Source organism: Pseudoalteromonas rubra, from assembly GCF_005886805.2.
Classification (GTDB): domain Bacteria; phylum Pseudomonadota; class Gammaproteobacteria; order Enterobacterales; family Alteromonadaceae; genus Pseudoalteromonas; species Pseudoalteromonas rubra_D.
This window is the reverse complement of record NZ_CP045429.1, coordinates 3,971,538-3,990,590: the sequence shown is the minus strand read 5'-3', so window position 1 is coordinate 3,990,590 and position 19,053 is coordinate 3,971,538. Positions and strand designations below refer to the sequence as shown.

The following is a 19,053-nucleotide window of genomic DNA, read 5'->3' as shown; positions in this document are numbered from 1 at the left end:
ACGATTATAGGAGTATATTCAATTGTTAACAAGTAAAATCAGTTAGGATAAAACTTGGAGACGGCAAGCAACCGGGAAAGCACTTTAAAGTTGTGCTGGGTGACTTCTTGCTTGTTTATATACAGTCTTATCTTACTCCCTTCCTGGACCAAGGACGCAATCCCACCCCCTTCCAAAAATTCGATACTTTCGCCCACAGTTACCATACTTAGGGCCATTGTATCGGTCCAAGCGGACAGTATATCATCTTCCAATGTTTCATCAATGTATGTGATATCACATCTTTGGGAAAGTTCCCGCAAAGACTCAGACTTTTTCACTTCTATTATTTCAATCGGCTTTAAACGTATTTTTAAGGTACGGTTACTATATAAAACAGCACCTGGTCCGTTTTTTATGTCATAAAAACAAAATCGAGTCGTTTTTTTATTCTTTTGCTCAGGAAAATCAATGAACTTTGCCATTTGATATAAAAAGGCCGAGCGGATTTCTTCCGGCGATTTCGCAAAACTAAACGTAGAAAAAAGTGAAAGACAGCAAAAAATAAATAGGTACATAAATCTCACTGTGTACCTCCTTTCAGAGGCAAGCTGATCACAAATTGAGTACCCGATTTATAGTCTTCTTTTAATGTGATACTTCCACCCAGCGCCTGAGTGACCAGGTTATAGACTAAATGCATGCCCAGTCCACTACCACCTTCTCCTCGGCGCGTGGTAACAAATGGGTCAAATATGCGCTTTTTGATGGCATTTGGCACGCCAATACCATTGTCACTGTATACAATCGTTAATTGCTGGTCTTCTTTGTTCACTTTTATAGCAATTTCGTTATTTTCATTGCTGGTAAACCCATGCAATAGCGAGTTTGAGAACAATTGCTCGAACACTTGCTGCAGCAACCCAGACTTACTTCTGATGGTGAGCTCTTCAGGGCAATCCAGGTGAATTTGAGGGGCTTTAAGCTCCAGTTCGGTGCGCATTGCGCCCATTACTGCATTGAGTAGTTTAGTGATATTGACGTCTGAATTGATCTCTATGTCCTGACTGACCGCGACTTTCTTAAAGCTGGAGATCAGATCTGCGGCCCGATTGAGGTTACGATAAATGAGATCCAGGTTTTCGATCCCTTCTTTGATAAATCGTTCCAGTTGTTTTGATGTGAGCGTTTTTTGCTGGAAAGCCACTTCAATGTCACTGAGTTTATCGCGTAATAATGTCGAACCGGTGACACCCAGACCAATAGGTGTATTAACCTCGTGGGCTACGCCCGCAACCATCTGGCCCAGTGATGCCATCTTTTCATTTTCAACTATCTGATTCTGATACTGGTGCATACGTTCCAGTGTATTAAGCAGCTCCTGGTTTGCTTCCCTGAGCGCGATGGTTCGTTGATTGACTTTTTCTTCCAGGCTTTGGTTGAGCTGTTTAATTTCCAGCTTATCTGCCTGATGGCGCTCAAGCTGATTTTGTGTCCGGGTCAGCATGATATTGAGGTTGTTGGCGAGGATATTGATTTCCTCTATGTCGCTTTTTTCCGCTCGGGTGGCGTAGTTATGGTTCTTTGAAACATCCTGCAATAATACAGATAGCGACTCTATCGGGCTGGCAATTCGTTTTTGGATCCCTCGTGCAACAAACATCACTAGCACCAGTACAAACAGCGTTAAAGCGATATCTACCAGTATCTTTCGGTTGATGTATTCGGCCAGGTGCTCGAGCCCACCACGCAGATATACGTAGCCCTCTATATTGCCTTCATACTCAACAGGCAAGATCAGCTCGATATAATCTTCAGAAATCTTCGGTATTCGAAGCTCTTCAATTTGATTGACCTTGAGCGGTACGGGCGGTGTTTTACTGGCATTGTAGCTGGTGAAAAAGACCGGCCGATTGGTGACATCATCAATTGCATAGATGTGAATGTTTTTCACCAGGTCGACTTTATCAAATGATTTGAGACGCTTTTCTTCCGTTTTTCTGTCGTCAAAAATCAGCGTTACCTGAGCGTTAAATGCAATGATCTCGGCGATCATTTCCAGCTTATTGATGATCAGCTGTTTTTGCTTTTTAACGTCGAGATAGGTTGAAATTGAGATAGACAGGGACAAAGACAGCGCCGTTACTAGCATGACGGCACTGATCAGCACTTTTCTTATACTTGTTTTGGTTGCGTATTTACCCATTGGGAGACCACAAATCCCGCTTGCCTGCTATTCACTCACTTTAGTTTAGCAGTATAGAACACAAAAAAGCTCACATTTTACGAAACGATTCAGCACTTTGCTGACTAGCAGAGGTTTAGCAGCCGAAGACGGCAGGTATAACAAGACAAATAAGGCCAGTTCACAGCAAGGATGAACTGACCGACACTCAATTTATGCGGGCCCGATAGACGGCAAATTTGGTATTTTTGATCAGGGTATCGCATTGACCAAAGCATGCTTCAATCAGTGGTGGGTACTTCAGAAAGCTATTTGCAACAATGTGAAGCTGTGACCCTTTACCCATGTGTTCAGTCACACCTTTGATAAACCCTTCTGCAATGTCATAGTCAGTTTTAATACCGGTGTGAAAGGGGGGGTTACTGATAATGGCATCAAAGCGGCCTTTCAATTGTCTGAGACCATCACTGAGTACCAATTCAGCTTCATGACCATTTAAGCGTAAAGTTTGTTCACAGGCATAGAGAGCCAGCGCATTTACATCCAGGCAGCTGAAGCGTACTTTGGGTGACTGGTTAAGCACAAAAGTAGCGATGATCCCGGCACCACACCCAAAGTCGAGCATGTTTCCCTTAGTGGGCAAATCAAGGTGCTCTAGCAGTAACTTAGTACCGATGTCGAGTTTACCATGATTAAATACGCCCGGAACGCTGACTGCATCAAACTGCTGCCCGGCAACATTTATGCTAAATGTCTGCTGATAGCTGGCAATGTCAAATTGCGCCAGGGGTTGTAGCTGGGCAAACTCATATAAAATACAATGTTTAGCGCTGTCCAGTTTGTAGTGCGCTGCACATTTGCCCTGCAGTTGTTTTTCTGCAGATTTAACGCCGCCTTTATTTTCTCCAACTACCAGTAAACGAGTTTGCTCAGAGCACAAGGCACGAATATTGTCGAACATCATCTGTGCTTCTGGTTTTGATTTCGGGTAATAATAAATGACCAGGTCAATATCGTTGAGTTTAGGCAGGCTATGTGACACATAGCTGGTGATATTAGCGACCTTATCGGCAGCCTGATGATCGGCAAAGTCATAACTGAATGCGCTGATATTTGCCTGCGGATTCAATTGCTTTAGTTCTGACAAAAAGCCATCGCGCTGGTGGTTGACCACCAAGATTTGCTGGCCTGTCAGTTCTTCTTCATTGCGCAGCAGTAATAAACTGGGGTTGGTTAATTTTTGCATCAGAGATCCAGAAAAAGCGGGGCTGGTTGCCCCGAAAAGCAGTAACAGATCAGGCTGTACGTTCGAACATCAGATCCCAAACGCCATGGCCGAGACGATGACCGCGCTGCTCAAACTTAGTCAGTGGGCGGAAGTCAGGACGTGGCACATAATCATTGTTATCAGACTGGTTTGCAAATCCAGGTGCTGCCTGCATCACTTCGAGCATGTGCTCTGCATAGTTTTCCCAATCGGTTGCCATGTGGAAAACACCACCAATACGCAGTTTTGAGCGTAATTTCTCGACAAACTCGGCCTGCACGATGCGGCGCTTATGGTGACGTTTTTTATGCCAAGGGTCCGGGAAGAAAAGCTGTAGTTTCGCCAGGCTGGCATCCGGGATGCAATCAGCCAGTACTTCGACTGCATCATGTTCGAATACGCGTAAGTTAGTGACACCTTGTTCATCCGCTTCCATCAGACAGGCGCCAACACCCGGGCGGTGTACTTCAATGCCAATAAAATTTTGGTCAGGGGAATTTTTCGCCATTTCGACCAGCGATTTGCCCATACCAAAGCCAATCTCAACTACAACATCATTGTCGTTGCCAAACACCTCGGTAAAGTCCAGGCGACCCTGAGCGTGCTCCAGGCCCATCGTTGCCCAACATTTTTCAATGGCGGCAGCTTGCCCTTTGGTCAGGCGGCCTTCGCGTTTTACAAAGCTGCGTACTTTGCGAATGTATTTGCCTTCCTGTTCGGCTTGTTCCAGAGCGGTTTTACTCGATTCGTTCATGGTCTTCATCTTCGGTGTAAAAAATGGGCGCACATTATCGCTATTCACAGCGCCAAGTACAAGAGCTTGACCTTTGAAAAAAGCTTCATACACTGGCGCGTGTATTAGCAAGTAAAAGCAGAGTCTAGCAATGACAGTAAATAATGAGCAGGCCCAATGGTTTGCCAAACAGGTTGTCGACTGGTATCAGTTACATGGGCGTAAAACCTTACCCTGGCAGCTTGAAAAAACCCCATATAAGGTCTGGGTATCAGAGGTGATGTTACAGCAAACTCAGGTGGTTACCGTGATCCCTTATTTTGAGCGTTTTATGGCGCGTTTCCCGACTATCATTGACCTGGCCGATGCGCCGGAGGATGAAGTGCTTCATCACTGGACTGGCCTTGGGTATTACGCACGAGCGCGAAACCTACATAAAACGGCCAAAATAGTCCGTGATGAATATCAGGGTCAGTTCCCGCAAACTTTAGAAGCCGTGATGGCCTTACCGGGAATTGGCCGCTCTACAGCTGGGGCTGTACTCTCTTTGTCTTTGGGTCAGGCGCATCCCATTCTGGATGGCAATGTAAAACGCGTACTGGCACGTTTTTTCATGGTAGAAGGTTGGTATGGCGTCAAAAAGGTCGAAAATCATTTATGGGCACTGACCGATGCACTAACACCTAAAGATCGTGTTTCAGAATATAATCAGGCGATGATGGATTTAGGGGCGAGTCTGTGTAGCCGCAGCAACTTTGACTGTGAGGCTTGTCCGTTAGTCAGTCGTTGTCAGGCACATCAACAGGGCAGAGTGAAAGAGTTTCCTAACTCTAAGCCGAAAAAAGCCAAGCCAAAGAAAGCGGCTTATCATCTGATAGTGCGAGCTGATGATAAAGTACTCATGGAGAAGCGGCCAAGCAGCGGCATTTGGGGTGGCTTGTTTGGTTTTTTTGAGTTCAGTGAACTAACTGAACTGGAAACTTTTTTGGCGCAACAAGGGTTATCGGGTAGCCAGCAAACGCTGTCGCCATTTGTGCATATATTTACGCACTTTGAACTGACCATCACGCCTGTGGTGGTCTCATTAGATGTGACGCCGGATTGTGTTCACGATAATCCACTCTTGTGGTATGAGCTGGCGCAGCCTGCTGAGGTGGGTTTAGCAGCACCAACTAAAAAGTTGGTTAAAGTCTTAAAGGCAATGGGGTAAACTTAGTTACAACGAATGTATAAAGGGTAAAGAGATGGCACGTACCGTATTTTGTCAAAAGTTACAAAAAGAAGCTCCAGGGTTAGATTTTCAACTTTATCCGGGAGAGGTTGGCGAACGTATCTTCAATAACATTAGTAAAGAAGCGTGGCAACAGTGGCAGCACAAGCAGACTATGCTGATCAACGAAAAGCACTTAAATATGATGGATCCTGAACATCGTCAACAGCTGGAAGAACAAATGGTGGGTTTTTTGTTTGAAGGTAAAGAGGTTGAAATCGAAGGTTACCGTCCAAAAGACGCATAATCTACTCGATTAAAAAGGCTGCATGAGCAGCCTTTTTAATGTCTGGCGATTGTCTTAGTAGCTGCGCTCAACGGCTAGTTTCGCCAATGAAATTAGCGCGGCTTTGTGTTCTGACTCAGCTAGTACACTGAGTTGTTCAATGGCTTTTTGTGACTCTTTTCGCGCACGTTCCATGGTATGCTCCAGCGCCTCTGTCTGCTCAAGCGTGGCCAGAATCTCCGTCAGGTTATCAAGCCCGTTGCCATTGGCAATGGCATCGCGGATCTGTGCAACTTGCGCTTCACTGCCGTGGCGCATCGCATAAATTAACGGCAGGGTTGGTTTGCCTTCGGCTAAATCATCACCGATATTTTTACCAAGCTGCTCAGCATTGGCGCTGTAATCGAGGACATCGTCTACGAGCTGAAAAGCAGTGCCTAAGTGCATGCCATATAATTTAAGTGCTTCTTTGGTCGCTGCTGATTGATCTAACACAACAGCCGGCAGCATAGTTGCCGCTTCGAATAATTTGGCTGTTTTGCTGTAAATCACCTGCATGTAGCTTTGTTCAGTCGTGTCTGGGTCATTGCAGTTCATCAGCTGCAGCACTTCACCTTCAGCAATCACGTTGGTTGCATCTGCGAGGATCTGCATCACTTCCATATTTTCCAGTCCGACCATCAACTGAAAAGAACGCGTGTATATAAAGTCACCAACCAAAACACTTGCGGCATTACCAAATTCAGCGTTGGCAGTTGGTTCACCACGGCGCAGGGCAGACTCGTCAACCACATCATCATGCAACAAAGTTGCGGTGTGGATAAATTCAATGATGGTCGCCAGTGTAATGTGCTTATCGCCCTGATACCCTAATGCTTTGGCCACCAAAAGTGCCAGCATAGGGCGGATCCGTTTGCCACCACTATTGACTATATATAAGCCAAGTTGATTAACCAATGCGACGTCAGATTGCATTTGGTCGCTGATAAGTCGATTAACGGCAAGCATGTCTTGCTCAATCAATCTCTGGATCGCTTTGATATCCATAACGCTCCGAGCTAAAGCCTCATTCAGGGATGTTCGAGCCGCAAGTGTACATTAAAATTCACCGTGACTCGATAACTTGCCGTAAGAGAGGTTAAAAAATCAGTGCTTTTGTATGTTTTTTGCACTTATCGGTTGTTTCTGATCAGAACTCCGATGTTGAAAAAGCAAAAAAGAGCTTGGCTTATCACACCTATTCGTTAGAATAAATGAAAATATTATTACGCCCTCAAGTTAGCTATTTTTTATTCATTTATTTGCGATCTAGGGCTTGCGCGAAGTAGCACATTAGCGTAAACTTCGCGCCCTATTGAAGAATATTAAGTTGCGTCGATTTGAGGGCGCACAGACGGAGTTAATTATGTACGCGGTTTTCCAAAGTGGTGGTAAACAGCACCGTGTGACTGAAGGTCAAACAATTCGTCTAGAGAAACTAGACGTTGAGACTGGTGCATCAATTGAATTTGATTCAGTACTTCTTGTAGCTGATGGTGAAAAAATCGAGATCGGTGCGCCGTTCGTAAACGGTGGTAAGATTACAGCTGAAGTTGTATCTCACGGTCGTGGCGAGAAAATTAAGATCGTTAAATTTAGACGTCGTAAGCATTCTCGTAAGCAGATGGGCCACCGTCAGTGGTTCACTGAAGTTAAAATCACTGGCATTAGCGCTTAATTTAGAGGTACAGAAAGATGGCACATAAGAAGGCAGCTGGTAGTACTCGTAACGGTCGCGATTCAGAAAGTAAACGCTTAGGTGTTAAGCGTTTCGGTGGTGAATCTGTACTAGCGGGTAACATCATTGTTCGTCAACGTGGTACTAAGTTCCACGCTGGTACTAACGCAGGTATCGGTAAAGACCACACAATCTTCGCAAAAGCAGACGGTAAAGTTGTTTTTGAGCAGAAAGGTCCTTTAAACCGTAAATACGTTAGCATCATTGCTGAGTAATCGGTAAAAGAATACTGAAAAACCCCGCTTAGGCGGGGTTTTTTGTTTTTATAGAGCAGAGCTTGAATTTTGCTCTAACCTTATTCCTGTCAAATACGCGCCACAGACCGGTAGTTAGGCATTTGCCCATGCTGATCAAGCCGCTATGAACTTGCTATAATAGCAGGTGCTGAACAACCAGTAAGAGAGTAACCATGAAGTTTGTCGATGAAGTAGAGATCCGCGCGGAAGCCGGAGACGGTGGAAGCGGTGTCGTTTCATTTCGCCGCGAAAAATTTGTACCCGACGGTGGCCCGGATGGGGGCGACGGCGGAGACGGAGGTAGCGTTTATCTTGAAGCAGACGAAAACCTTAATACCCTGATTGATTATCAGTTTGAGCGGTTCCACCGTGCCGAGCGAGGTACCAATGGTCATGGCCGTAATATGACGGGTAAAAAGGGCACCGACTTAATCCTGAAAGTACCGGAAGGGACGCGTGTAACTGATGTTGATACGCAGGAGTGTCTGGGTGACTTGACTAAGCATGGACAAAAACTACTGGTCGCTAAAGGCGGTTATCATGGTTTAGGTAACACACGCTTTAAATCGAGCACAAACCGTGCGCCAAGACAGAAAACACTGGGCACGCCTGGCGAAGTGCGAAACCTGAAGCTGGAGCTGATGTTGCTAGCCGATGTTGGGTTGCTAGGCTTGCCAAATGCAGGTAAATCAACCTTTATTCGCAGTGTATCGGCTGCTAAGCCTAAAGTGGCTGATTATCCATTCACGACTTTGGTGCCAAATTTGGGTGTAGTACGTCCTGAAGCGAACAAATCCTTTGTGATTGCCGACATTCCGGGTTTGATTGAAGGCGCATCAGATGGTGCAGGCCTGGGGATCCGCTTCCTGAAGCACCTGGAGCGTTGCCGTGTATTGCTGCACGTTGTCGATGTCATGCCAGTTGATGGCACAGACCCAGTGGATAATGCGTTCGCAATCATCAATGAGCTGCATCAGTACAGCCCAAAACTTGCCAACAAGCCGCGTTGGCTGGTGTTGAATAAAATAGACCTGCTAGCAGAGGATGAGTTAGAAGAGGTTTGTCAGCGTATTGCCGAAGAGCTGGATGCTGAACAGGTGTATCGTATCTCTGCTGCCAATAAGTTTAATACACAGCAGTTGTGCTACGACATTCAAGGCCTGCTGGATAGCATGCCACGCGATAAGTTCGAAGAGCAAGAGCAGGAAGAAGTCGAGTTCAAATGGGATACCTACCACCGTCAGGCAACTCAGGATAACGATGATGACTGGGATGACTGGGACGAAGATGATTACGACGTAGAAGTCGTCTACGAAAGATAAGCGCGATCCGTCTTAGCGTCTCACTAAGCGGGTTGATACAAAAAGGGCCTTTGGCCCTTTTTTAGTATAAAAGTATGAGTGGAGTGTATTGTGATAATATCAATGATTGCAGCGATGGCAAACGGACGTATCATCGGCGATGATAACGCTATGCCCTGGCATTTACCGGCCGACTTGAAACATTTTAAAGCCGTCACCTTGAATAAACCTGTGGTTATGGGGCGCAAAACATTCGAATCTATTGGTCGTCCTCTTCCTGGCAGACGAAATATTGTGATCAGTCGAAACCAAAATTACCGTGCTGAGGGCATTGAGGTAGTTTCATCACCGCAAGATGCGTTGGCTTTAGTTGACGGGTGTGAGGAAGTTATGATCATTGGAGGTGGAAATATTTATGAACAGTTTCTACCCTTAAGTAATCGGCTTTATTTAACATACATCGACTTGGATGTTTCTGGCGACACGCGCTTTCCTGACCACTCTCAGGCCGGTGAGTGGCAAGAAATTGCAAGCGAAACATATGAAGCAGATGAGAAAAATTTGTATAGTTATAAGTTCGTAACTCTAAATAAAGGAATATAACTTTGTTGCTAACAATTGTATTGGTTGATACAATATTGAGCGTTTGTTCTTACGAAAAAAGTACTAGGTGATTGGTGATGAAAGTAATTCCTTTAGTTATTGGTGTGAGTCTTGGCGTTTCGGCATTAACCGTAAGTTTTGCGAGCAAAGCGAACGATCAGTTAGCAGTGTCTTTGTGTGAATATATTGCGGCTGACGATAAAAGACGTATCCGCAGCACGCTAAAGAGCTCACGGGTTAAAATCCGTAACGTGTACGATTCAGTTCAGTGTAATGGTAATAACATGCTGCGCCATGCAATCGCTAACAACGCGGTGGATGCGGGCGAGTTTATCGTTAAAAGCTTACCTAAAAGTGCATTGGAAGATGGCGCTGACATCGCCTGGGCTGAGAGCAACGGCCATGGTGGTTCAGCTTTGATCGCAGCTATTAAAAAGCGTGCTGGTCTGTAAGAACTCTATCGGACTTAGCGTCTGAAAATATTAAAGTATTTAGAAATGCCCGACACTTTTAGAGTGAGCGGGCATTTTTTATTTCCACAGCTATAAAAGGGATATTATTAAACTTGCACTGCCAGCGGATTCGATTAAAATACTCTGTCACACAACTATTCTTATGGTGAGAAATTCTTCCGCCATTTTATGTAATAATGGATGAACTATGAAAGCTGTAATTCCTGTAGCTGGACTTGGTACGCGGATGTTGCCTATGACGAAGGCTATCCCCAAGGAAATGTTGCCTTTAGTCGATAAACCTCTTATTCAATATATAGTGAAAGAGTGCGCAGCTGCGGGCATTTCCGAAATCGTCTTGGTGACCCATTCGTCAAAGAATGCGATTGAGAACCACTTTGATACCAGTTTTGAACTGGAAGCAACACTGGAAATGCGGGTTAAGCGTACTCTGCTGGAAGAGGTTCGTTCAATTTGTCCTGAAGGCGTTACTATCATGCATGTTAGGCAGGGCGAAGCAAAAGGGCTTGGTCATGCGGTCTTGTGCGCAAAGCCTATTGTTGGTGATGACGATTTCGTGGTTGTCTTACCTGATGTGATCCTGGATGAGTATACGGCAGATCAAAGTAATGAGAACCTGGCGGCTATGGTTAAACGTTTCTTAGACACTAAGCTAAGTCAAATTATGCTTGAGCCGGTTCCTCAACAAGACGTCAACAAGTACGGTATTGCAGACATCCAGGGCGTTGAGCTAAAGCCTGGCGAAAGTGCACCAATCAATCACATGGTCGAGAAGCCGCCTGTTGATAAAGCGCCTTCCAACCTTGCCGTTGTGGGTCGCTATGTATTATCACGTAATATCTGGCCTTTGCTTGAGCGTACGCCATTGGGAGCCGGAGGCGAGATCCAGCTAACTGATGCAATTGACATGCTTATGGAAAGTGAAACCGTTGAAGCATTCCACATGAGTGGCCGGGCTCATGACTGCGGCGATAAGCTGGGTTATCTGAAAGCTATCGTTCAGTACGCAATGCGTGATGAAAAACTGGGCGAAGATTTCAGTGAGTTCGTAAAAGCACTGTAGCCTCGTCCGTCATGATACGAAAGCCCGACTCAATGTCGGGTTTTTTGTGTGTTTAGCACCTGGTACAGGTTGAGCGCACAGAGCTTGCCAGGTTATTGGCCATGACGCTCTGTAAAGCGTTGCCAGTGAATGTTGGGGTTAATGACTCTGACTTGCGTAAGCACTTGTTTGAGCTGATGCGATTTGGGTTGGGTGAGGATCTGGCCATCCTGTTTCAGCCCCAGCAGATAGAACATAGCGGCTTTGTTGCCCTGCTGAATGGCGGAGATGTGTATCTGCTGCTCAAAGTTTAATCTCAGGCTACTGATAGCAGTTTTCATGCCTTGCTGATCCACATTGGGCAGACCGCACTTTTGCAAATAGCCAAGACGCTCGCCCTCTCCGGAAAACCAGATCCTGACTTTCTCGCTGAAGCGCCCCGACTTGGCTGGCAAATCAAACATTAGCCGGGTCTGGCCTTGTTGTTCTACAAAGTGCAGATAATCTTGTAATCCGGCATGCCACAGGGCTGGGTGGATCGGTACAAACCGGGCCTGTAATTTACCGTGTGTATGAAACGTAAAGCCACGAACCTGCTCTTGTTTACTGATATCAGAGAGCGTCAGGTTGCCAATTTCGTCACTGTAGGCCCCGGTATAATATGCCAGCACAGGTAGCCAGAAGTGCCAATGCTTTGGCTGCTCACGCTTTTGTTTTTCGTCACCATAAATGTAGCCGTTAAACAGGGTGTACAGCTCCATATTGGAAAATGCGCGTCGGCCTAAATGAGATTTCATATGATTGCGCTATACCTTGTGCCTAAATAGTTCACACAATTCAAAGGATTACTAAGAATGAATCGAGATCAGTGTATCGGCTTTTGCTAATAAGCAAAAGTCTAATGTCAATGTAGTAACCAGATACTACCCCTTTAGCGGCGATCAGACGTAAGATCGGATAAGTAGGTTAAACAGGTGATACGCAACAGAGAAGCAAGGTTTTTTACTTCCCCCTGACGCATCAGTACTTCCTGATAGAGGGTGGAAACGAATTCAGCCACACTGAGCTGTTCTTTGGAGGCGATCTCCTGTAACAGATCCCAGATCCGACGCTCTAGTGCGAGGCTGGTCACAGCCCCCTGAATCCGCATTGAGCGGCGTATTACTTCATAGCTGGCGGGATCGGCCGCGGCATACAATTCACACATAGAGGACTCCTTGATGGCAAAACTCATTCACAGCATGGTTCGGGTAATGGATCTGCAAAAATCTCTGGCATTTTATCATGATGTACTGGCGCTCGGCGAGCGCAGGCGTATTGAGTTTGAACACTTTAGTCTGGTTTACCTCGGGAATGAAGAAGCTGAGTTTGAACTGGAGTTGACCTGGAATCATGATACGCAGCAGCCATATGAGTTGGGGAATGGCTATGGTCATATAGCAGTTGTCGTTGATGACTTAGCACCTGTGCATGCAAAGGCAGAGGTGCTAGGTTACCAGCCTAAGGAGATGAAGTCGTTTTATAATGGCGATACTCTGGTGGCACGCTTTTTCTTTATTGCCGATCCCGATGGCTATCAGATTGAAATCATTGAACGTTCTGAGACGTTTAGGTAATTCTGGCTTAGTTATGACTAAGCCATGGCAAACTCACTGCGGTCAGGCAACCAGCGCTGGACCAGTGGCTCAACGGCTTGTGGGTGTTGTTGGAGTATAGTAAAAGCCAGACTGCGAACTTGTGGTAGTAGCACTTTGTCCCGGCTTAAGTCGGCTATTTTCAGTTCCGCCAGCCCCGTCTGACGAGTGCCCAGGACTTCTCCGGGCCCGCGGATCTCCAGATCCCGCTCGGCAATCACAAAGCCATCATTACTGTCACGCAGCACGCCCAGGCGCTTTTGCGCTGTTGCTGACAAAGGTGCATGATAAAGCAACAAACAATGCGAAGCGATGTCTCCCCGGCCAACCCGGCCTCGTAACTGATGCAGTTGTGCCAATCCAAGCCGCTCTGGATTTTCTATAATGATCAGGCTTGCATTGGGGACATCTACCCCGACTTCTATCACAGTGGTTGCAACCAGCACATGGCTTTTTGCCTGCTTAAAGTCTTGCATGATCTGCTGCTTTTCTTGTGCCTTCATACGGCCATGAACCAGTGCGATATTGAGCTCGGGCAGCGCTTTGGTGAGTTGTTCTGCGGTATCTTCTGCCGCCTGGCATTGCAAAGCTTCGGACTCATCAATCAAAGTACATACCCAGTACACCTGGCGCTGCTGTTCGATACAGGCACGCCGAACACGCTCAATCACCTCATCGCGGCGAGTATCCGGGACGGCGACGGTTGTGATTGGCGTGCGCCCGGGTGGTAGCTCATCGATCACTGAGGTTTCCAGATCGGCATAGGCAGTCATCGCCAGCGTGCGTGGGATGGGTGTTGCCGTCATGACCAGCTGGTGCGGGTAGCAGTCGTTAAACTTGCCCTTTTCGCGTAACGACAGGCGCTGGTGAACACCAAAACGGTGTTGTTCATCAATGATGATCAGGGCCAGATTACTAAACTGTACTTGCTCCTGAAACAGTGCATGTGTGCCAACCACCATTTGCGCCTGGCCTGAGCTGATGCGTTCCAGCACGCGCTCGCGCTCTTTGCCTTTGGTCTTGCCTGCCAGCCACACCACTTCTATGCCCAGTGCGGCAAACCAGTTCTGAAAGTTGATATTATGCTGCTCTGATAAAATCTCTGTGGGGGCCATCAGAGCGACCTGATAGCCTTTGGCAATGGCCGTGAGTGCGCTCAGTGCTGCAACCAGGGTTTTACCTGAGCCTACGTCACCCTGTACCAGTCGCATCATTGGAAAAGGGTGTTGCAGATCCCCTTTAATTTCAGCCACTACTCGACTTTGTGCTGAAGTGGGTTTAAAGGGCAGCTGGGCCAGAAACTCTGTTTCTAACATATTATTCGGCGGCAGCGATACCGCCTTGACGGCCTGACCTTGCTGTCTGAGTTGCAGCAGGCTAAGGTTTTGCGCCAGCAACTCTTCAAACGCCAGCCGCTGTTGCGCCGGATGCTGACCCAGCTCCAGCTGATCCAATGCCACATTCTGGGGCGGCTGATGGAGTGTGAGTAAGGCTTCTTTCAAGCTCAGTTGGTTGGGCCTGAACTGAGCGGGCAGATGATCTTCAATGTCGTATTTTTGCAGCAAAGCGATAGCTTGCTCGGCAATGGCACGAATGCTTAGTTGCTTCAGCCCTTCAGTGGTTGGATAAACCGGCGTGAGTGTATCCGCGCCTTGTGGTGTTTCACTGAGCTCGTCGCGAATACTGTATTCAGGGTGAGCCATTTCCAGACCGACCCGGCCACGGCGCACTTCGCCAAAGCAGCGCATGATTTTACCGCTTTGCATGGCGTTTTTTTGCGCGGCGCTGAAGTTGAAAAAGCGCAGGGTAATACGGCCTGTTCCATCGTTGATCTGGCATACCAGCATACGGCGTTTGCCGAAAGTGATGTTGGCCTGCTCGATTTCGCCTTCAACACTGACATGGGTATGTGGCATCAATTCCGCGATGCGATAGGTTCTGGCTCTGTCTTCATAACGCAGTGGCAGATGAAAGAGCATATCCTGAACACTGCGGATCCCCAATTTGGCCAGCCGCTCTGCGGCCTTTGGGCCGACTCCCTTGAGATCGGTTATGGCGTACTGGGCTAAATTGGGAAGAGACATAATTATCCTTTTTGACTGAATTTCAGTGTGTTCCAGAAAGTATCATCGGCCACGATTTCACCCACCTCATCCAGAGCCGGGTAGGGCATGCCTTTTTCGACACAGCGATTGGCAATGATAGGGTGACAGCCTTCGAACAAGAGTTTGTGTTTAATCGTCGGGTCGAGCATGTCGTTACGCTGATATAGCCCTGCGGCTTCGCGCTGACGCTGTGCTTCATATAAGATCAATGCAGCAGCCACCGAAACATTTAATGACTGTACCATACCAGCCATTGGGATCACGATGTGTTGATCAGCGTGTTCGAGCGCTCTGTCTGAGATCCCCAGACGCTCCTGTCCCACAATAACGGCCGTTGGCTTAGTATAATCAATCTCACGAAAATCCACGGCTGTATCACTCAGATTGGTGGCCAGCAGCTGGATCCCAGGATTTTGTGCACGGATAGTGGCAACGGCCTGATCGATGTCATCGTGCATATGGGTTTCTACCCAGTTTTTACTGCCACCTGAGGTATTATTGGTCAGGCGTCTTTGCTCCTGCGGCCATACCGCATGAACATGATGGCAGCCGACCGCATCGGCTGTACGCACTATGGCCGACAGATTGTGGTGCTTGTGGACTTCATCCAGGCACACAGTTAAATCAGTCTGGCGTTGATCCAAAATGCGCTTCACGCGCTGAAAACGGTTTTCTTCCATCATTACAGCTCTTAACTACAAAATTGCGGCGATTATAACAAAAAGCACCCCGCTAAGGCATTACTTCGCGCATTATTGGTGCCTGCAGGGAGATCAGGGTCTCGGTTGACTGAATGGCTTCGATTGTCTGGATCTTATTGATCAGTACGTCCTGCAGATGGTCAATAGAACGTGCCATGACTTTGATAAAAATGCTGTAGTTGCCTGTGGTGTAATAGGCTTCAACGACTTCTTCAAAGCCTTCCAGCTGCTCAATGGTAGCCGGGTAATCCCGCGCATGTTTGAGGTTTACGCCGATAAAACAACAGACATCATAACCCAACTGCTTGGCATCTATGCTGACCCGTGTGCCGACTATAATACCGGCTTGCTTCATTTTCTCGACTCGCACATGAATGGTCCCCGCACTGACGGCAAAGCGCTTGGCCAATTCGGCGTAGGGGGTTCTGGCATTGTCCATTAAGGCATGAAGGATAGAACGGTCGAGATTATCGATTTGATAATTTTCCATGGATATTTCGTACGCTAATTATTGATTCAATAATTATTAAAGCTAATTTTTGATGAAAAAAATAGTGTAAAGGTGTTTTTGTTGTGGACTATTGAATCTTTACTCATTTTTGTTGAGGATAGATTTAACGCAGCAAGCCTGCACCGTTATTCAACACCATTGGGAATGAGGAAACCGATATGTTGCAACAGTATCTGCAAACACAACAACAAATAGCGCGTGCGAAAGCACTTTTTTCACAACAACTGACTGACAAGTTAGGCCTGATCGAAGTACAGGCGCCTATCCTGGCAAAGGTAGGAGATGGTATTCAGGACAACCTCAGCGGCACCGAAAAAGCGGTGAAGGTTAAAGTTAAAACGCTCAGCGACAGCGATTATGAAGTGGTCCACTCACTGGCGAAGTGGAAGCGTAAAACGCTTGGTGACTATGGCTTTGGAGCTGGGCAGGGGTTGTATACACATATGAAGGCGTTGCGCCCGGATGAAGACAAACTATCCCCAATACACTCCGTGTATGTTGATCAGTGGGACTGGGAGCAGGTGATCTGTGCACAGTCTGAACGCTCTTTAGATAAGCTCAAAGACACAGTTCGTACATTATATGGCGCGATCCGTGAAACTGAACAGCAACTGGCTTCTGAATATGGGCTGACGCCGTTTTTACCGGAGCAAATCACATTTGTACACAGTGAGGCGCTGCGCCTTATGTATCCAGACTTCAGTGCTAAGCAAAGAGAAAAAGCGATTGCTCAGGAGTACGGCGCTGTGTTTCTGATTGGTATCGGCGGTGAACTGGGAGATGGCAAAATCCATGATGTCAGAGCACCGGATTACGACGACTGGTCAACGCCAACGTGTGAGCAGTATCAGGGGTTGAACGGTGATATTCTGGTCTGGAACCCGGTGCTCGAAGATGCCTTTGAAATTTCCTCTATGGGGATCCGGGTATGTCCGGACAGCTTGCAACGCCAATTGAGTCTGACGCAGGATGAGCAAAGGTTAGAGCAGGACTGGCACCAGAGCCTGCTGGCAGGTGCATTGCCACAAACCATAGGGGGTGGTATTGGTCAGTCTCGTTTGGTGATGTTGTTATTACAAAAGCAACATATCGGTCAGGTCCAGGTTGGTGTGTGGCCTGAGCATGTTAAAACTGAAGTTTCTGGGTTACTTTAGAGGCGACGGCGACACACAGTAAGGGAGCCTCAAGGGGCTCCCTTACATCTTAAATTCAATTTCTATTTTTCCTTCGAGCAACCTGGCACTACACGGCGGGTAACTGCGGGTGGTTTTATAGACCTTATCGAAAATATGGATCTCGACACCTGAGTGCAAAGAGGTGTTCACCACCAGCTGGGTGTTATCGAGTAAATCATGCAGAGTATGGTCTAATTCTGACAGCTGATGTTCCAGCGCTTCGGCCTGCTTACAATAGTGTTCTTGTGTCGCGCCGATTTTGGCCAGCAAGGTTTTTTTCTTTTCAGCATCCTTTACGTTATCGGCTTTTTCGACCGCTTTTTGCAGATTGGTGATCTGCTCATCGGTCAGAGTCAGTTCTTTAAGGCACAGATCGGTACGTTCCGTTATCTCCATGCCACTGCGTGCCAGGTAAACAGCCATGGTCGCACCTGAGCTGCTGCCTACTTCGCCCGCCACCAGCATCTTGGCATCAAAAATGGTGCCGCCGACCAACTTACCCTTAGGGGATTCGTCCAGGCCAACCTGTAACAGGTTACGTGCTTTGATATCACAGTGATTACTTTGTTTCTGGATAAAGACATTCTGCCCTTCCAGATAGGTGTATTGACCATGGGTGATCTGGACATCGCCTTTGGCAATCAGACGGCAGGTGAGCCCCTGATCGTCGTTGCGATGATCCAGGTGACCAATCACACCGCCACGTACTTCGATGTTGCCATCGGAAATTAATTCTCCCGATTCTACGGTCCCCATGACGGTGATATCGCCGTGCGCTTTGATCTTCATGCCCGGGTCGACATTATGGGTAACCAGCACGCTGCCGCTAAATTCAATGTGGCCGCTGCGTACGTTGACGTCACTGATGGTAAAGATATCGTCTACCCGCATGCCATTCGGCACATCGGACGGACAACCAGCAATGGTTGAGATCAGTTGCAGGGGATTGGTTGGGGAAATCTCGGTACCTTCACCGGCAACCAGCTGAAAGCTATCTCCGGGCTTAGGTGCAATGCTGTCTCCGGTAACCGTAAAGCCTTCTTTGCCTGGGGTTGCCGGCCTTTGCGTGACCAGTAAGGTGCCGGGTGCAACACTGGCCAGTGCGCCAAAATCGCGCATATCAACGGTGCCGTCTTCACGTAACTTGGGTTGCTTCAGGCGTTCTTTAAGCGTTTGTACATGTGGCATCAGCTTGGCAGGTATGCCATTTTCGGGCGGACGCCCCTGAGCAACGATGCCTGTGACTTCTGTGCCTGGCAGAGACTCCAGTTGCTGTTTGAGCAAGTTTTCCAGATAGACTTGTTTGTAGCCCCGGGTGACACCGACTTTGACTATGGCGCGCTTGGCATCCTCCAGGCTGATCATTTTACCACCCTGTGCGGTGGTGAGTTTGGCGATGGCCTGCATTTTGTCGTCGCTCAATGCGACTTCGATATGGGCATCTTTTTGTTGTGCCACAATCAGCTGAGTGACAGGCGTATCTTGTTTGAAGTAAGCGGCAATGGATTCATGATCAATTGCGCAGTCAGCATAGGGTGAGCGCTCGAGTGCTTCAACCACAAACGCTGCACTGGGGGGCGACGCAGCCGCGACGTCCATCAATATATTGCCATTTTTTGCGAGTTTAAACACAGGCTTATCCTTATTGCTTTAAACCAACTACGATAATGAATACCTCAAATTGCCAAAAAATGCGGCGTTACCAAGATTGCACAAAGTGCTTCGTATAACACCAGATTGCTAAATTAATAGTATGCGGTCAAGTGTTTAAGATCAAAGTTAAGCGCATGAAAAATCATTGTACAGATAAGTAAAAGCCCGCATTAAGCGGGCTT

At 47.3% G+C, this 19,053-nt stretch carries 21 protein-coding genes; 10 read left to right on the top strand and 11 right to left on the bottom strand.

The features are described from left to right. Positions 1-38 precede the first annotated feature (38 nt). From CWC22_RS17125 to trmB, 4 genes are all read right to left on the bottom strand, one after another. Positions 39-557, bottom strand: coding sequence for a YfiR family protein (locus tag CWC22_RS17125; RefSeq protein ID WP_125559189.1), 519 nt, complete (start codon positions 555-557; stop codon positions 39-41). A 5-nt stretch (positions 558-562) separates the two neighbouring features. Next, on the bottom strand, positions 563-2,185 hold the full coding sequence (locus CWC22_RS17120; protein WP_125559053.1) for a sensor histidine kinase: 1,623 nt from the start codon (positions 2,183-2,185) through the stop codon (positions 563-565). Between the two features lie 187 nt (positions 2,186-2,372). Next, positions 2,373-3,410, bottom strand: a complete 1,038-nt coding sequence (locus tag CWC22_RS17115; protein ID WP_138539322.1) for a methyltransferase — start codon at positions 3,408-3,410, stop codon at positions 2,373-2,375. Positions 3,411-3,459: 49 nt separating this feature from the next. Next, positions 3,460-4,185 (bottom strand): tRNA (guanosine(46)-N7)-methyltransferase TrmB, encoded by a 726-nt coding sequence (gene trmB, locus CWC22_RS17110; protein WP_138539323.1) that lies wholly within the window; start codon positions 4,183-4,185, stop codon positions 3,460-3,462. A gap of 130 nt (positions 4,186-4,315) precedes the next feature. Between trmB and mutY the strand changes: the two genes are divergently transcribed. Together mutY and CWC22_RS17100 are read left to right on the top strand one after the other, a co-directional pair. Then, the gene (mutY, locus tag CWC22_RS17105; protein ID WP_138539324.1) at positions 4,316-5,374 is read left to right on the top strand and encodes an A/G-specific adenine glycosylase; all 1,059 of its coding nucleotides are present in this window, start codon (positions 4,316-4,318) and stop codon (positions 5,372-5,374) included. Positions 5,375-5,408: 34 nt separating this feature from the next. Next, complete coding sequence (locus CWC22_RS17100) at positions 5,409-5,681, top strand: oxidative damage protection protein (RefSeq protein WP_125559059.1); 273 nt, start codon at positions 5,409-5,411, stop codon at positions 5,679-5,681. Positions 5,682-5,735: 54 nt separating this feature from the next. Here the strand turns inward: CWC22_RS17100 and ispB are convergent, their stop codons facing one another. Further along, the gene (gene ispB / locus CWC22_RS17095; RefSeq protein ID WP_125559061.1) at positions 5,736-6,707 is read right to left on the bottom strand and encodes an octaprenyl diphosphate synthase; all 972 of its coding nucleotides are present in this window, start codon (positions 6,705-6,707) and stop codon (positions 5,736-5,738) included. Positions 6,708-7,065: 358 nt separating this feature from the next. On the opposite strand from ispB, the gene rplU reads away from it, so the two are divergent. The 6 genes from rplU to galU all read left to right on the top strand — a co-directional run bounded on the left by rplU (position 7,066) and on the right by galU (position 11,113). Then, positions 7,066-7,377 (top strand): 50S ribosomal protein L21, encoded by a 312-nt coding sequence (gene rplU / locus CWC22_RS17090; RefSeq protein ID WP_010383520.1) that lies wholly within the window; start codon positions 7,066-7,068, stop codon positions 7,375-7,377. 17 nt (positions 7,378-7,394) lie between these two features. Continuing rightward, a complete protein-coding gene (rpmA, locus tag CWC22_RS17085) occupies positions 7,395-7,652 on the top strand; it encodes a 50S ribosomal protein L27 (protein WP_010383519.1) in 258 nt (85 codons plus the stop codon). A gap of 194 nt (positions 7,653-7,846) precedes the next feature. Then, positions 7,847-8,995: an Obg family GTPase CgtA gene (gene cgtA, locus CWC22_RS17080; RefSeq protein ID WP_049864637.1), complete on the top strand. Its 1,149-nt coding sequence runs from the start codon at positions 7,847-7,849 to the stop codon at positions 8,993-8,995. A 90-nt stretch (positions 8,996-9,085) separates the two neighbouring features. Further along, on the top strand, positions 9,086-9,577 hold the full coding sequence (gene folA / locus CWC22_RS17075; protein WP_230090587.1) for a type 3 dihydrofolate reductase: 492 nt from the start codon (positions 9,086-9,088) through the stop codon (positions 9,575-9,577). Between the two features lie 77 nt (positions 9,578-9,654). Continuing rightward, on the top strand, positions 9,655-10,029 hold the full coding sequence (locus CWC22_RS17070) for a DUF3718 domain-containing protein (protein ID WP_125717107.1): 375 nt from the start codon (positions 9,655-9,657) through the stop codon (positions 10,027-10,029). A 208-nt stretch (positions 10,030-10,237) separates the two neighbouring features. Next, entirely contained in the window at positions 10,238-11,113 is an 876-nt protein-coding gene (galU, locus tag CWC22_RS17065; protein WP_125559063.1) for a UTP--glucose-1-phosphate uridylyltransferase GalU, read from the top strand. A 92-nt stretch (positions 11,114-11,205) separates the two neighbouring features. Here galU and CWC22_RS17060 read toward each other — a convergent pair whose 3' ends face one another. Further along, positions 11,206-11,889, bottom strand: a complete 684-nt coding sequence (locus CWC22_RS17060; RefSeq protein WP_171045132.1) for a hypothetical protein — start codon at positions 11,887-11,889, stop codon at positions 11,206-11,208. A 134-nt stretch (positions 11,890-12,023) separates the two neighbouring features. Further along, entirely contained in the window at positions 12,024-12,299 is a 276-nt protein-coding gene (locus CWC22_RS17055; protein WP_125559065.1) for a ribbon-helix-helix domain-containing protein, read from the bottom strand. A 13-nt stretch (positions 12,300-12,312) separates the two neighbouring features. On the opposite strand from CWC22_RS17055, the gene CWC22_RS17050 reads away from it, so the two are divergent. After that, the gene (locus CWC22_RS17050) at positions 12,313-12,708 is read left to right on the top strand and encodes a VOC family protein (protein ID WP_138539325.1); all 396 of its coding nucleotides are present in this window, start codon (positions 12,313-12,315) and stop codon (positions 12,706-12,708) included. Between the two features lie 17 nt (positions 12,709-12,725). Here CWC22_RS17050 and recG read toward each other — a convergent pair whose 3' ends face one another. Genes recG through asnC form a run of 3 tightly spaced genes read right to left on the bottom strand, consistent with a single transcriptional unit; the run spans position 12,726 to position 16,022 of the window. Further along, the gene (gene recG / locus CWC22_RS17045) at positions 12,726-14,810 is read right to left on the bottom strand and encodes an ATP-dependent DNA helicase RecG (RefSeq protein ID WP_138539326.1); all 2,085 of its coding nucleotides are present in this window, start codon (positions 14,808-14,810) and stop codon (positions 12,726-12,728) included. 2 nt (positions 14,811-14,812) lie between these two features. Beyond that, on the bottom strand, positions 14,813-15,511 hold the full coding sequence (gene trmH, locus CWC22_RS17040; protein ID WP_138539337.1) for a tRNA (guanosine(18)-2'-O)-methyltransferase TrmH: 699 nt from the start codon (positions 15,509-15,511) through the stop codon (positions 14,813-14,815). Between the two features lie 52 nt (positions 15,512-15,563). Further along, on the bottom strand, positions 15,564-16,022 hold the full coding sequence (gene asnC / locus CWC22_RS17035; protein ID WP_010383506.1) for a transcriptional regulator AsnC: 459 nt from the start codon (positions 16,020-16,022) through the stop codon (positions 15,564-15,566). Between the two features lie 179 nt (positions 16,023-16,201). Here asnC and asnA point away from each other — a divergent pair, with 179 nt between their 5' ends. Next, positions 16,202-17,197, top strand: a complete 996-nt coding sequence (asnA, locus tag CWC22_RS17030; protein WP_125559070.1) for an aspartate--ammonia ligase — start codon at positions 16,202-16,204, stop codon at positions 17,195-17,197. A 42-nt stretch (positions 17,198-17,239) separates the two neighbouring features. Here the strand turns inward: asnA and CWC22_RS17025 are convergent, their stop codons facing one another. After that, on the bottom strand, positions 17,240-18,850 hold the full coding sequence (locus tag CWC22_RS17025) for a DUF342 domain-containing protein (RefSeq protein ID WP_138539327.1): 1,611 nt from the start codon (positions 18,848-18,850) through the stop codon (positions 17,240-17,242). Between the last annotated feature and the right edge of the window lie 203 nt (positions 18,851-19,053).